Genomic DNA, 13509 nt, shown 5'->3' with positions numbered 1-13509 from the left:
GAGGAGGAAAGTATGAGAATCGCATGTTATGGTGTTCGTCCGAATGAGATCGATTTTTTTGAGCAATTGAATATTTACCATTATGAACTGAGTCTTTATGAAGAACTACTGACGCATGACAATATTGAATCAGCTAAGGCCCATGATGCTGTCCTGCTGAGAGGAAATTGTATAGCAGATGAGATCAATCTTGCAAAAATGCAGAAATATGGGATTCGCTATGTTTTTACCCGGACTGTGGGAGTCAATCATATCAATCTACAAGCGGCAGCTGATTTTGGTATGACAGTAGCCCGTGTACCATCATATTCGCCAAATGCTATAGCAGAATTATCTTTGACTTTTGCCATGATGCTTTTGAGAAATACAGCGTATACGACGATCCGAACATCTTTCAAAGATTTTCGAGTGGATGAACAAATGTTTAGCCGTGAAATCAGAAATTGCACAGTAGGTATCATAGGAACAGGCAGAATAGGATTGACGGAAGCGGTTTTGTTTAAGGGGCTAGGAGCCAAAGTGATCGGTTATGATATCCATCAGACAGAAGCTGCTAAAAAAGTATTGACGTTTCACTCACTCGAAGAATTGTTAGCAAAAAGCGATATCGTCAGTATCCATGTACCTCATATCCCAGGTGAAAACGATCAAATGATCAATGAAGGATTTTTGGCTCAAATGAAAAGAGGCAGTATCTTGATCAATACGGCTCGTGGAGAGCTTCAAGATAATGAAGCTATTTTAAGAGCTTTGAAAAGCAATCATTTAGCTGGTTTTGCAACCGATGTTTTTGCAAATGAAACAGATGTCTTTTTCCGATCTTTCAAGCCATGGGAGACGATTCCAGATCCTGCTATCCAGCAACTAGTAGAATTGTACCCTAGAGTTCTTATAACCCCTCATGTAGGTTCAAATACAGATGAGGCATTGTCAAATATGATTTCGACAAGCTTCGAGAACTTCCGCGAAATAATCGAAACTGGAAAAACGAAAAATGAGGTATCTCTTCCTAAAGCGCGTCAATTAAAGTAAAGAAACATGGGCACTCATCACTAATATGTTTAAAAATAGAGGTTGTGACAGAAGTGGTCAGCTTCAAGAAATAAGAAGGAATTTACGAAAATTGCTTCTCAAATTTTTGTGAAATTTCGGCTTATTTTTCGAAGAAGCTACTTCTGGAACACCGTTTATTCGGAAAAAAAGGCTGTGACAAGACTTTTGTCTACAGTCTGACATGCAATTGCATGCCTTTTTTGTCAAAAAGAATATTGGAAAAGATTCATAGGGTTTGAGTGGTGTGCTATTATTTTAACAAAAAACATAAGTCACAAAAAAACAAAAACGGAGATTTATATTAATATAAAAATTATCGAGAAGGACGTCTAAGAAGGGTTTTAAATGATCGATACAAACATGCATTAGAATTAATGGAGACAAACAGCATGAGAGAAGTAGAAAAGAAAACCAATATTTCACTGTCTACACTAAAAAGAATCAAAAAATAGGAAAAAGAAGAAAAATTGTCTGCTCAGTAAAGGTCTTATCGCAACTTTTCGTTTATATGTCCTTTGTACGCTATATATCAGCTACGTGGTGCTAGAGGTATATGAAACAACTAAACAGAAAATAGCAGTAGGTTTTAGAAATGTGTATTTAGAATCTAATTTATTTTTCTTACTGCTATTTTCTGTACGGATATTCCAGTGTCCACAAATACGTCATATTGAATTTGATCAGGAGAAAAAATGGAGTTACTTAGAATGATTATTTTAAGCATTCTTAGTAGTAAAAGTTTTAAGTTATATATAAAAAAGTTATATATCCCGAATTCCTTAATTTTAGATAATAATTTAAACGAGTTAAATTAGATAACGTGAATAATTTAAAAATAACAATAAAAAAATGTTACATTGTTAAAAGAAAACGTTTTCTTGTTTTAAAAAATTATGGTGGAGGGATTATTTTGAAATCAAAATTTATTTATGGTTTATTGTCTGTAGGTTTAGTATCAGGGTCTTTAATCGGGATGGGAAGTACTGTAAATGCTGATAAAGTAAATGAAAATTCGAATTTTAAAAATAAAGCAAACGAAATTTTTTACTCTGAAAATAGTAAGATTGAATCAGTTGTTGATGAACATGGTGAGCAAAAAACTTTAATTTCGTTAGAGAAAACTACACCTTCATTAAAAAACAACGCTTTAAAAAATACAAAAGAAGTAACAAAAGAAAAAAGCGCAGCTGTATATTCTATGTCTGTAAATGAAGTAATGAAAAAGAGAAATGATTATTTTCTACGAGGAACTGGTTCTTTAGAAGATAGTTCAGGTACGGCAAAAGGAGTTGTTGACGCAAGAGTAACGTATGAATATAACACAATTGGAAGCAGTGGGGTTACCTATTATGGAATTAATTTTGCTGAAGGAAGATACTATCCTTCACAATTTGCCTCTACGAGTGGTAGAAGAATTCATTATGGTCAACAAGGACAGAACCCGTTGTCAGGGTCAGTAAATTTAGCTAGGGATCAATATCCAGGTGCAACAAATTATCAATGGATTTCATATCAGCCAAGTTGGATTAGTGATGCAGAAAGAGTATCGGCAATTTATGGAGCATTAGGAGTAACGACATATGCAACATACACTATGGATGGCAGTTCTGATAACGTAAGCGTTACAGTGTCACCATTCTAGAAAAAAAGGTGGGATACTAGTTGAAAAAGTATATGATGACTTTCTTAATAGCGAGCATAATTGCAATTGTTTTTAATATATTTCTAGAAAAAAATATATTGCAATATATTTGGATTGGAGCTTTATTGTTTGGAATAGGGTTATCTGGAACGGCTGTTTCGGGAGATAGAATGCGTGCGAATCAATCAACAGGATCTAGAAGCTATGAACGAAATTATTTTTTATACCCCTTAATTTTTAGTATCCCCTTTTTTATTGTATTCACTTTCTTATAGTATATAAAAATTTAGTCTATTCGAAATGTCTAGCACTTCTCTAGGCATTTTTTTATTGTGTTTTTCTTTGGGCATGGAACAACTAACAGGCAAAAAAGAAAAAGCGAACCAATTTTTTGTTGTCGAAGATAAGAATTGGTCTGTGATGGGTCAAAAAGCAGTGGGGAGTTTTGAATAGGGGAAAGAGCAACTTAAAGGTTTGCTCCTAAAAAATCTAGAATCTTTAGATATAAGTAATGTTACTCTAGAATATGTCGATGCACAAAAACGTAAATTTGGTGTAATGATCCGCCCTGGCAAAAGTTTATATATTCTAACTGATAGTTAAGAATGATTCTAAGGCGTTTAAACTTTGTTTTGTGCATGATTAGTTGAACAAGTTCTTTTACAAGTTTTCTCGTTACTGTATTCAGCAAATTAAAATAAGTATTGCCAGTTTCAAGCATAAAATATAAAAATTATCAAAATTGATCATTAATTGTGCTAGAATTGTAATAGTTTTACAACACAATCATTCATTTACTGAATAAAGAAAGTGGGGAGTTTTGTTGAAGACTATTGAAGTTGGAGATATTTACTCCTATAAACAACCTGGTATAAATGGTGTATTTACCGTTAAAGTGATTGAGAGAATGAAGTACAGCGGTTTTCTTGTCGAAGTAATAGATTGTACGGCAGAACAGGCTAAAATTTTGAAAGAAAGTGATTTTAAAATTTTAGCACGTGGTAGCTTACTCACCGAGGTAGTGGAGGAAGTCGTACCAGAAGAACCTGTAGTTGAAGAAGTTTGGACCAACTGGGATATTGAGATTGGACAGATATATTTTTGTACCCACTCAAAAGTAAAAGGTACATTCGAAGTACAAATATTAGCACGACGTAAACGAAATAAGTATCTAGTACGAATTATTCGATGTACGTTGGAACAACGAATAATTTTAAAGAAATATGGAACTAGATTTGTCGTAAAAGAAAAACAACTGATAGAGAAGTCAAAGAACTTTTTATGATGAATAATCCAAGGCAAAAGAAATAATGTAGCAGAGCTACCTTGTTTCTTTTTTTACACATCTTTCTTCTTTTTCTTTACAAAAGCGAATATACGTTTGTATAATATAGAAGAATGGAGTGTTATTTATGATGGATTATTCAAAAGAGCCAGTAAATGATTACTTTTTAATCGATATGAAAAGCTTTTTACTCAAGCGTTGAGTGTGTAGAGAGAAATTTAGATCCATTGACAACAGAACTTGTTGTTATGAGTCGAGCGGATAATACAGGATCAGGGTTGATTTTAGCTTCTTCACCAGCTGCAAAGAAAAAATATGGTATTTCTAATGTCAGTAGACCAAGAGATCTACCGCAGCCATTTCCTAAAACGTTACATGTCGTCTCACCACGCATGAATCTCTATATTAAGCGAAACATGCAGGTAAACAATATCTTTAGAAAATATGTAGCAGACGAAGATTTATTGATTTACTCGATCGATGAATCGATCCTAAAAGTGACTCGATCACTGAATCTTTTTACGATTGAAGGAACAAGAAGTCAACGGAGAAAGAAGCTGGCTCAAATGATCCAGGAAAATGACAACTGAAGAGGTTGCGGAAATTCTAAACGCTGCTGTTACAAAAAATAGGTCTGTATGTATTCAAAAAGAAGAACGAAATGCTGAAGGATACTATCCAAGTGATATTATTGGAAAGATATTAGGTAGTGATGAGTTAGGGATCTATGTTGGAAAAAACAAAGTTCACTACGACGAAATACGTCATATCGAATTTTACCAGGAATATAAATGGAGTCACTTAGAATGAACATAATTCAGCAATATGAGTTAAAGTATATAACATGTACAGTATTATAGAATCGTAGTAATATAACGAACTAAAATGTAGAAACTAAAAAAATATAGTCCGCCCCAAAGTTACGCTAAAAATCTAACTTTGGAACGGGCTATAACTAGTCTTTTTCGAATTTCCTTTTATCAGAAATAGTAAAGAGAAAAATAGTATTTACAAGAAGCCATCCAATAATAAAAATATATAATGGGTGCATGTGATTAAATTTAGAGATTAAAATAAATAGTGCTAATAAAAAATTGACTATTCCCACTCCAAATGCTTTTTTCTTCATAACTAGTGCCTCCATATAATAAAGTTTCAATTTCAACCATTAGATAAAAATTTTTCTATCTGGCTTTTACTAATTGTGCCTTCTTGTTTTTTACTAACTTTTCCTTTTTCAACATAAAGAATTGCTGGTACTACTTTTATATCTAAATTATTTAATTCCTCCACTAGTTTATCTTGATCTTCTTTTCGTGCTTTATCAGTGTCATAATAAAGTATTGTTTCTTTCCTACTATTTAACACTGATTTTAAATTTGGAAGAAACTTTTGACATTCTTCACATGAAGGTCTACCTACATATACATAGCCACTGCCTTTATTATCAATTAACTTTTGAATTTGTTCATTGTTTGTGTTAACTAAAGGTCCGAAATTTTTTTGATTACAATAGAAAAATAGTATACTACTTATTAAAATAGTAAGTGTTAGTATAAAAATAATACTTTTTTTTTTCACTATCATAAACGTACTCCCTTTTATAAGTTAAAACAAGCTATAACACCAGCAATATCTGCAGCACCTATCGTACAAACACCAGCAATACAAGCAGCACAAATAGGTGCTACAGCAGGACAAGCAGCTATACAAGTTCCAGCAATTAAGTAAGCAACTGTTGCATTTATACCAGCAATTGCAGCTATGCACCCAGCAATTGCTCCAATACCTCTATCATTTACTTCTCTACTTTCTCTTACATTTTCTTTAAGGCTAACTAGACCTTCTTCTAACGCAGAATTATCTACATAATCTAGGTCTGTTTGCTGGGTACTTGTTTTATTACCTTCGATATAAGAACTAATAACAAACTTATTGTTTTTGCTCTTTGTGATTAAAGATTCAGAATAAGTTACTACATTTTCATTCTTATCGAATACTATTGTTAAATTACTAAAATAACTATATTTTTCTCCTTCTACTGGAACAGAAATAGATTTGAATATCATACCATCTTTCTCAATTGATAACACTTTTGAGTCGTTCCAAGCTAGAGTAGTATTTTCACCATTAATAATTATTTTTTTGCTATTGATTTTATTCATTGCTAGATTTCTTGTCGCTGTAACAATTGCTGGATCAGTAACTTCTTGTGAACGATTAGCGATACTTTGCATTTTATCAAAAGAAGTATTTAATTTTTTAGAACCATTACTTGCTACTCCTTCTGTTGGTTTAACCGCCTCAGCATTTACAATATTACTTGCTACAGGTAGTGCTAATGCCAGTAAAATAGTAACCAGCATTATTTTAACAACTTTTTTCAGTTCAAAAATTTTTGTCATTTTATTGTTCCTCCATATTTTTTATATTTTGCTACAACAATGCTACACTAACAGATTAACTTACCATGTATAAGGTTACATTTTCATAACTCCTTTCATTTATTTTGTTAAACTAAGTTTACTATCTAAGAAAATGTGTTGGATTAAATGAACAAAAATGCGTCACGGGTATTCTAATTATGTAATATAATAAATATCTATTCTAATTAAACGGGTATATATAGCAAAAAAACTAGGCATATTAAGTCTAGTTTAGAGTTAATGTATTTTCTAAATATTAAAACTATAACTTTTTTATTTAGCAATTACAGTTTCAACTTCAGAAGCTTCCAGTTTGAAACCATCACATATTCAGGCTACTATTATCTTTTTGTTTTTTTTATTATAGAGTTACAATATTTCTATCTTTCCACAATTAAATGGCATAACTGAAAAAACTAGTACTTATGTAGAATCTTAAGTTGAAATTCTTTTAGTTCGATAATCTTTTTTTCCATTTTCAATATCTTTAAAAGTGAATAAAAATCATCAAAATTTACATCAATATGCCCTTCAATAGTTTCTAAGAGATTTTCAAAGTACAAAACCATGATTCTTCCATAAATACATTGGGGAAACTCAGCAATTTTTTTTAATCCGTTAAAAAATAAGTTGATAATATCTTTGTTCTGTCTTTCAAAACCAAGTACCGTACCATTTAAAAAGAAGTTTGTCATCAAGGACTGGTAATAAGGATTAGAGGAATTGGCTAAAATAATATCTTTGGAGCTATTAAACAATGCAATAATCATTTCATCAGAAAATGCGAACATTAAATTCATAAAAGTTGTTAGTTCAAAATGTTGCCATTTTTCAATTTTAAATAAGTAGTCACAAATAATAGAGATTTCTTTTTTATATTTATTAGGTGAAAAATTATCTTTTTTGAAATCTAACATAGTCAATGCTTCAAACCATAGAACATAATAGTAAATATCTTGTGTTTCTTGGTATATTTCTTCAATTTCAGCAATTAAATTATTATCTATGACATCTTTATAATATTGTTTTGAAAAGCGGTAAGCCAACTGTCGTTTTTTAGTAAACTCTCCATCGTTTAACATTATTTGAAATTCTTCTAGTCTAATATTCATCTTGTCCAAATATAGAAATAGGGTATTACTAGACAACTCTGTACCTCGGTTCTCAAATGAAGAAAGAGTAGTTCTTGAACTAACACCTTCGGATAGTTTTTGTTGTGTATATCCTCGTTCTATCCTTAGTTTTTTAAATAAATTAGCTTGATTCATGTTCTTTCACCTTCTTAGACGCATTTTTGTACACGTTTTATTATATAACGTTGGTAGAAATTATACTATATCTAAATAAAACAATTGAAAGGGGGATTATTTAGATGTTTTTACCATATGACGTTCTACCACCATGGGAAATTGAGGTAGAATAAAGATATATAACATTAGTAATATAACCTCGTATCACGGGTATATTTTTTAAACAAATGAGTTATACTGACTCTATAATTTCTAGGACTGATAGAATTTTCTGTCGGTCCTAGATTTTTTTGTAAAAAAACAAACAGACATTATATCGGCCGGCTTTTTGGGCCAATAATACTCCTTTAAAATGGCCAGAATAGAAAATGCAGATCGCCTGGTTGTCTCTAGGCTTAAAAAGATATATGAAAAAAGGAAGATAAATCTTTTAGACATAGCATTCAGCAATTACTTCCTAAAATCAAGGAGTATAAAAGTAATTTGTTAACACACTTCTTTTAAAATTAATTAAAAAAGTAGAAAAGTATACTGGTATACTTTTCTACTTTCAGACTGTAGACAAGACTTTTGTCACAGCCTTTATTTAGTATTAGATAACTCGATGACTTAACAATAATCTGTGAGTTTTTTTCGCCCATTCTTTGTCAATTCATAACAGGTTAGTGGTCGACCAATCTCCAAATATCTGATTCTTTCCTTCAGTATATCTTGTTCCACCAAAAAATTTAAATATTTCTTGACGGAGATACGTGAAAGTGCACTTTTTTGAGCCAGTTCTTTTGTTGAAAAAATAGTCTCTTCTTTTAGGATAGATGCACTGATTTTTTTTAAAGTCAGTTTTGACAGACCTTTAGGCAAATCAATGAATGAAGGTGCTTCATGAATGGGAGTAGTATGGTTGAATACTTGATCGATCAATTTCTGATCTGCTTTTTCAGTCGTTTGGATCGTCTGAGAGAAAGCAAGGTATTTTTCAATCGCCAACTGGAAACGTTGCAAAGTGAAGGGTTTGATCAAATAATCTAAGGCACCATATCGGATCACATTTTTTATGGTTTCGATATCATCTGCAGCGGTTATCAAGATCACTGGGATATCGTTTCCTTGCTGTCTCAGCCAAGATAAAAAATGGATACCACTTTCGCCAGGCATATATACATCAAGCAACAGCAGATCTGCGTTTTTTTGTCTGAAATATTTTTTTCCTTCTTCTACATTTCTGAAACTTTCGATTACGTTCATATTAGGTATACTTTCCACAAACGTACGATTCAATTCTGCAACCATTGGATCATCTTCAATTATTAGGACATTTGTCATCATTTTGATCTTCCTTTTTTGGTAATTCTAGATAGACGATTGTACCGCCATTTGTTTGTTTGGAAAATTCTAAGATCCCACCGTGACGTTTGACAATTGAATGGATGATATTCAACCCATATCCACGATTGATTCCTTTCGTCGAAAAACCTAGCGTAAATATTTTTTCTGAGATTTCTTCTGATATTCCGACACCGTCATCGCAGACGGTCACGATGAATACTTCCGCTTCTGTGTCATAGTTTAAATGGAGCCGAACCTGTCCGTTTCTTTCAGGCATTTGAAGTACGGCTTCTTTAGCATTATCAAGTAAGTTCCCTAACACTTGCAAAAGTGAATGGATGGAGTCGTCCATCTCCATTTTAGGGATAAAAGAATCACTTTCTAACAACATTTCAACAGATTGTTCTTTGGCTTCGTTTATTTTGCCTAATAAAAAACCGGCAATCGCAGGGACTTTGATCAGATTTGAGACTTGACCAATCTCTTTTTTATAATTTTGATTTAGCTGTTGGATAAAATGGGTGACTTCTTCATACTTCTTCAAGTCAATCAAGCCAGAAATGACGTGAAGTTTATTCATAAATTCATGAGTTTGAGCTCTCATAGAGTTTATATATTGTTTCGTCCCTCCGAGCTCCTCCATTAATTTCATTACTTCTGATCGATTTCGTAAAGTTGCGACTGCTCCTAAAAAACGGTCATTGCTAAAAAGAGGTGTAACGCTAGAAATAGTTTCTATCCCATTTAAATACATGGATTGAGTCCGAACAGTCGTTTGATGCTCGATTGTCTCTTTAAACAATACGTCATATAGATTATCGCTGATTTTTTTTCCTACTTCGAAATCCGACAGCCGTTTTGTTTGATAGAAAATATTTTTTGCAGGTGTATTGATCAAGAGGATAGTTTTATCAGAAGAGATGGCCAGTATTCCTTCATCTACTTCATTTTCGATAATCGTTTTTTCACTTAACTGTTCCGCTATTTCTTGTGGTTCAAGTCCAAGCAGTACTTTTTTCATTTTTTGGGCAAGAAAAACGGCGCCTATGATGCCTACGCTAAGTCCGATGATTAATGAAAAAACAATCATTTTTTGTCCATCTTTGACCTGATTGTCGATCGTGTTGTTCGTCAAGCCAACACAAACTGCACCAATAATCTCTTGATCATAATAAATAGGGACGAAATAGCGGAAGCCGAACCCTAACATTCCTTCTTTTTCAGAGAAAAATTCTTGTCCTCCAATCACTTTTTTCACATCTTCATGACTTGAGAAAGGAAGACCGATGTAACTTGGATCTGCGTGAGAATACCGAATGCCTTCAGGGTCCATGACAACAATAAAATCTAAATTCGATGCCACCATGATTTCATTCGTGATTCCTTGAATCACATGTGTCGGATCACCAGTCTGAAGCTTTTTTTGGATGAGTTTATCGCTGGCAACGATTTTAGCGATGCTAGAGATTCTATCTGACACACTAGATCGGTTCATCGAAAGAATAAAATTCCTAATCAATATGGCAGAAACAATCAAAGAAACGAATGTGGAGAAACAAACGACAAGAATGATCGTATTTTGGAGCTTTAATGGTTTTTTCTTAAGGAAAGGAAACATAGGCTACCTCGAAAGAATTTATTGTGAAAATTCTAACATGAAAAACGAAAATTAACAAATTGGCATTGATAAATAGAAGCTTTCTATGAATAAATACCTTTGAATCGGTGAAAGAAGCTATACAGAATTTTCAAACATTGGTATGATAGACGTAGAAATGGAAGGAGGCGTGTATATGATAGGGGGAATCGCACTTGAGACGATTTATTGGTATACATTGCTGATTTGTGCGGGGTTGGCAGTTCTTTTGATTATTTTTGGAGATGTCTTCGACTTTGATGGCCCACTTGATCCAATGCTTGTTATCCCTTGGCTAACTTTTACAAGTTTGTTTGGTTTTCTTGGTGAGCGTCTAACGGATCAATCCTCTTTATTTTTATTTATTGCCAGTGGAGCCATATCGACAGTTTTGGTATTTTTGCTTAATTTCTATCTATTGATGCCGATGAAACATGCCGAATCAACGATGTCGTCTTCTGAAAAGACTTTGGAAGGGCAAGTAGCTGTTGTGATCACACCAATCCCTGTACGGGGCATGGGAGAAATCCAATTAAAAAGTGTTACTGGTTCCATTAGTCGTCCAGCTTGTTTTTACAGCCCCCAAGAACAGATAGCGGAGCGGGGAACGAAAGTATTGATCATTGAGATCAAGGAAAGAATCTGTTATGTCATGCCTTATGAAAGCATGATAAAAGCTTAAAGGAGCGTGTGTTAAATGGGAATACCAGTTGTTTTTATCGCGATCGCAATCGCAGCGTTGATTTTGCTGATGCTGCTGATCGTCTTTGTAGCGAAGTACCAAACAGCAAAACCAGATGAAGCGTTGATCATCAGTGGAAGTTATTTAGGAAGCAAAAATGTACACAAAGATGAAAGTAACAACAAAATCAAAATCGTGCGAGGAGGCGGAGCGTTCGTCTTGCCGGTTTTCCAACGTTCGAATCGAATCAGTCTATTATCCAGCAAATTGGACGTTTCTACTCCAGAAGTGTATACAGAACAAGGCGTACCGGTGATGTGTGACGGTACTTCGATCATTAAAATTGGTTCTTCTGTAGAAGAGATTGCTACAGCAGCAGAACAGTTTTTAGGTAAGACTAGAGAAGAATTGGAGAATGAAGCAAGAGAAGTATTGGAAGGTCACTTACGCTCGATTCTAGGTTCTATGACTGTAGAAGAAATCTACCAAAATCGTGATAAGTTCAGTCAAAGCGTACAGGAAGTCGCTTCTGTAGACCTTGCAAAAATGGGATTGATCATTGTTTCTTTCACTATCAAAGAGGTCAGAGACAAAAATGGTTATCTTGACTCTTTAGGGAAACCAAGAATCGCCCAAGTCAAAAGAGATGCAGATATAGCAGAAGCAGAAGCTTTAAAAGAAACGCGTATCAAAAAAGCTCAAGCAGAAAAAGAATCACAAGCAGCTGAATTACAACGACAAACAGAAATCGCAGAATCATTGAAAGAAAAAGAATTGAAACTAGCAACCTACAAACAAGAACAAGATGTTGCTAAAGCGAAAGCAGACCAGGCCTACAACTTGGAAAGCGCCAGAGCACAACAACAAGTAATCGAGCAAGAAATGCAAATCAAAATCATAGAGCGTCAAAAACAAATCGAATTGGAAGAAAAAGAAATTACACGTCGAGAAAAGCAATACGATTCGGAAGTGAAGAAAAAAGCAGATGCCGATCGTTACGCTAAAGAACAAGAAGCACAAGCTCAAAAAGTCAAAGAAGTGACCGAAGCAGAAGCCGAACGTTTCCGTGTGGAAGCACTAGCAGAAGCGGAAGCCAATAAGACAAGGTTAGCTGGACAGGCAGAAGCAGAAGCAGCATTAGCAAAAGGAAAAGCAGAAGCCGAAGCAAAACAAAAAATTGCCAATGCCTTCAAGGAATATGGCGAAGCAGCTGTCTTGAGTATGGTTATCGATATGCTACCGCAATTGATGCGCGAAGCAGCACAGCCGCTAGGAAATATCGAAAAAATCTCTGTTGTCGATACAGGAAGCAGCTCAGGAGAAACCAGTGGAGCGAACCGAGTGACAAATTATGCCACAAACTTGCTTTCTACTACTCAAGAAACATTAAAAGCGACAACAGGACTTGACTTGAAGGAAATCGTAGAGAATTTGTCGACACGTGGGACTACTAGCCAAGTAAATATGTATGAAGCACCAAAAGAGGCAGAACAACACTCGATGAAGGAAGAATAAAGTAGTATACTTCACCGATCAATAAAAAATGGAGGAAGACTTTTCAAGTTCTTCTCTCCATTTTTTTATGTTATTTCAAAAGAAAATCAGTCCTCGCTATTTTTCTTTTGTTTTTGGATCTTAGCTTCTATCTCTTGTAAACTTGTTCGCAGCAATTGTTCTTTCTTTTGGAGTTCGACTAAATCTTCTGATAGTTCTTCCTTCTTTTCTGTTTCAGGCGGACGAAGAAAGAAATTGATACCGATTGCAATGAATGTTCCTATAAAAGTATCTAGTACTCGTTGGATCGCGTACAAAGCAGATTCACCTTGAGGGATACTCAATGCGATCAGCAATAACGTAGCGATTGCGGAAATGATGCCGGAATTATTGTTGATGCCGTCTGACACGACAATCACAATAATTACTAGAATAGGAAGCAGGATCAATTCTACCAAAAAATCATTGTGAAAATAGCTTTTGACAAAAAAATAAATGATAGCTAGTGTACCACCTAATGTGTTGCCAATGATCCTAGATTTTCCAAAAGAAACGGTTGTAGTCAAGTCCTGACGCAAAGAAAAAACAGCAGATAATGCAGCAATCATTGGGATTCCTCGTTGAGTCAAATGAAAAAACAAGATACATAAAAAAACAGCTAAGGCACTTTTGATCGTACGCATACCTAGTCGAAAACGGCCAAATTGCATAGAGA

General features: G+C 34.1%; 13 protein-coding genes and 3 pseudogenes. 9 read left to right on the top strand and 7 right to left on the bottom strand.

Features of this window, described 5'->3' with window-relative positions:
• Positions 1-12 precede the first annotated feature (12 nt).
• The 7 genes and pseudogenes from IGJ53_RS08680 to IGJ53_RS08650 all read left to right on the top strand — a co-directional run.
• On the top strand, positions 13-1032 hold the full coding sequence (locus tag IGJ53_RS08680; RefSeq protein ID WP_010732746.1) for a 2-hydroxyacid dehydrogenase: 1020 nt from the start codon (positions 13-15) through the stop codon (positions 1030-1032).
• Between the two features lie 329 nt (positions 1033-1361).
• Positions 1362-1505: pseudogene (locus IGJ53_RS08675) on the top strand (recombinase family protein); the annotation flags it as partial.
• Positions 1506-1963: 458 nt separating this feature from the next.
• Entirely contained in the window at positions 1964-2695 is a 732-nt protein-coding gene (locus IGJ53_RS08670) for a hypothetical protein (RefSeq protein ID WP_010732744.1), read from the top strand.
• Between the two features lie 20 nt (positions 2696-2715).
• Positions 2716-2970, top strand: coding sequence for a hypothetical protein (locus tag IGJ53_RS08665; protein ID WP_010732743.1), 255 nt, complete (start codon positions 2716-2718; stop codon positions 2968-2970).
• Positions 2971-3518: 548 nt separating this feature from the next.
• Positions 3519-3980, top strand: coding sequence for a hypothetical protein (locus tag IGJ53_RS08660; RefSeq protein ID WP_438750060.1), 462 nt, complete (start codon positions 3519-3521; stop codon positions 3978-3980).
• Between the two features lie 127 nt (positions 3981-4107).
• Positions 4108-4561 (top strand): annotated as a pseudogene (locus tag IGJ53_RS08655) (type VI secretion protein ImpB); the annotation flags it as partial.
• Positions 4557-4790 (top strand): annotated as a pseudogene (locus IGJ53_RS08650) (hypothetical protein); the annotation flags it as partial. The pseudogenes IGJ53_RS08655 and IGJ53_RS08650, both read left to right, overlap by 5 nt.
• Positions 4791-4935: 145 nt before the next feature.
• Here the strand turns inward: IGJ53_RS08650 and IGJ53_RS08645 are convergent.
• The 6 genes from IGJ53_RS08645 to IGJ53_RS08620 form a co-directional block, all read right to left on the bottom strand.
• Complete coding sequence (locus IGJ53_RS08645) at positions 4936-5109, bottom strand: hypothetical protein (protein WP_010732739.1); 174 nt, start codon at positions 5107-5109, stop codon at positions 4936-4938.
• Positions 5110-5141: 32 nt separating this feature from the next.
• On the bottom strand, positions 5142-5567 hold the full coding sequence (locus IGJ53_RS08640) for a thioredoxin family protein (RefSeq protein ID WP_010732738.1): 426 nt from the start codon (positions 5565-5567) through the stop codon (positions 5142-5144).
• Between the two features lie 14 nt (positions 5568-5581).
• Entirely contained in the window at positions 5582-6385 is an 804-nt protein-coding gene (locus IGJ53_RS08635) for a hypothetical protein (RefSeq protein ID WP_010732737.1), read from the bottom strand.
• 437 nt (positions 6386-6822) lie between these two features.
• A complete protein-coding gene (locus IGJ53_RS08630; protein ID WP_259742265.1) occupies positions 6823-7674 on the bottom strand; it encodes an Rgg/GadR/MutR family transcriptional regulator in 852 nt (283 codons plus the stop codon).
• 591 nt (positions 7675-8265) lie between these two features.
• The gene (locus IGJ53_RS08625; protein WP_010732735.1) at positions 8266-8982 is read right to left on the bottom strand and encodes a response regulator; all 717 of its coding nucleotides are present in this window, start codon (positions 8980-8982) and stop codon (positions 8266-8268) included.
• Positions 8957-10600 carry an ATP-binding protein gene (locus IGJ53_RS08620; RefSeq protein ID WP_086323296.1) on the bottom strand — a complete coding sequence of 548 codons (1644 nt, stop codon included), beginning with the start codon at positions 10598-10600 and terminating at the stop codon, positions 8957-8959. The genes IGJ53_RS08625 and IGJ53_RS08620 overlap by 26 nt, the downstream gene beginning before the upstream one ends.
• Positions 10601-10775: 175 nt before the next feature.
• Here IGJ53_RS08620 and IGJ53_RS08615 point away from each other — a divergent pair, with 175 nt between their 5' ends.
• Entirely contained in the window at positions 10776-11300 is a 525-nt protein-coding gene (locus tag IGJ53_RS08615) for an NfeD family protein (RefSeq protein WP_010732733.1), read from the top strand.
• Positions 11301-11315: 15 nt separating this feature from the next.
• Positions 11316-12815: a flotillin family protein gene (locus IGJ53_RS08610; RefSeq protein WP_010732732.1), complete on the top strand. Its 1500-nt coding sequence runs from the start codon at positions 11316-11318 to the stop codon at positions 12813-12815.
• An 86-nt stretch (positions 12816-12901) separates the two neighbouring features.
• Here IGJ53_RS08610 and IGJ53_RS08605 read toward each other — a convergent pair whose 3' ends face one another.
• Positions 12902-13504: an FUSC family protein gene (locus tag IGJ53_RS08605; RefSeq protein WP_010732731.1), complete on the bottom strand. Its 603-nt coding sequence runs from the start codon at positions 13502-13504 to the stop codon at positions 12902-12904.
• Between the last annotated feature and the right edge of the window lie 5 nt (positions 13505-13509).

This window comes from Enterococcus sp. DIV1283b, assembly GCF_051710965.1.
Classification (GTDB): Bacteria; Bacillota; Bacilli; order Lactobacillales; family Enterococcaceae; genus Enterococcus_B; species Enterococcus_B lactis.
This window is presented reverse-complemented; position numbering and strand designations above follow the sequence as displayed.

What these genes read in the sequence shown, in the direction of transcription:
- IGJ53_RS08680 (WP_010732746.1), top strand. Translation starts at nt 13, where the DNA reads ATGAGAATCGCATGTTATGGTGTTCGTCCGAATGAGATCGATTTTTTT.
- IGJ53_RS08645 (WP_010732739.1), bottom strand. Translation starts at nt 5,109, where the DNA reads ATGAAGAAAAAAGCATTTGGAGTGGGAATAGTCAATTTTTTATTAGCA.
- IGJ53_RS08640 (WP_010732738.1), bottom strand. Translation starts at nt 5,567, where the DNA reads ATGATAGTGAAAAAAAAAAGTATTATTTTTATACTAACACTTACTATT.
- IGJ53_RS08635 (WP_010732737.1), bottom strand. Translation starts at nt 6,385, where the DNA reads ATGACAAAAATTTTTGAACTGAAAAAAGTTGTTAAAATAATGCTGGTT.
- IGJ53_RS08630 (WP_259742265.1), bottom strand. Translation starts at nt 7,674, where the DNA reads ATGAATCAAGCTAATTTATTTAAAAAACTAAGGATAGAACGAGGATAT.
- IGJ53_RS08625 (WP_010732735.1), bottom strand. Translation starts at nt 8,982, where the DNA reads ATGATGACAAATGTCCTAATAATTGAAGATGATCCAATGGTTGCAGAA.
- IGJ53_RS08620 (WP_086323296.1), bottom strand. Translation starts at nt 10,600, where the DNA reads ATGTTTCCTTTCCTTAAGAAAAAACCATTAAAGCTCCAAAATACGATC.
- IGJ53_RS08615 (WP_010732733.1), top strand. Translation starts at nt 10,776, where the DNA reads ATGATAGGGGGAATCGCACTTGAGACGATTTATTGGTATACATTGCTG.
- IGJ53_RS08610 (WP_010732732.1), top strand. Translation starts at nt 11,316, where the DNA reads ATGGGAATACCAGTTGTTTTTATCGCGATCGCAATCGCAGCGTTGATT.
- IGJ53_RS08605 (WP_010732731.1), bottom strand. Translation starts at nt 13,504, where the DNA reads ATGCAATTTGGCCGTTTTCGACTAGGTATGCGTACGATCAAAAGTGCC.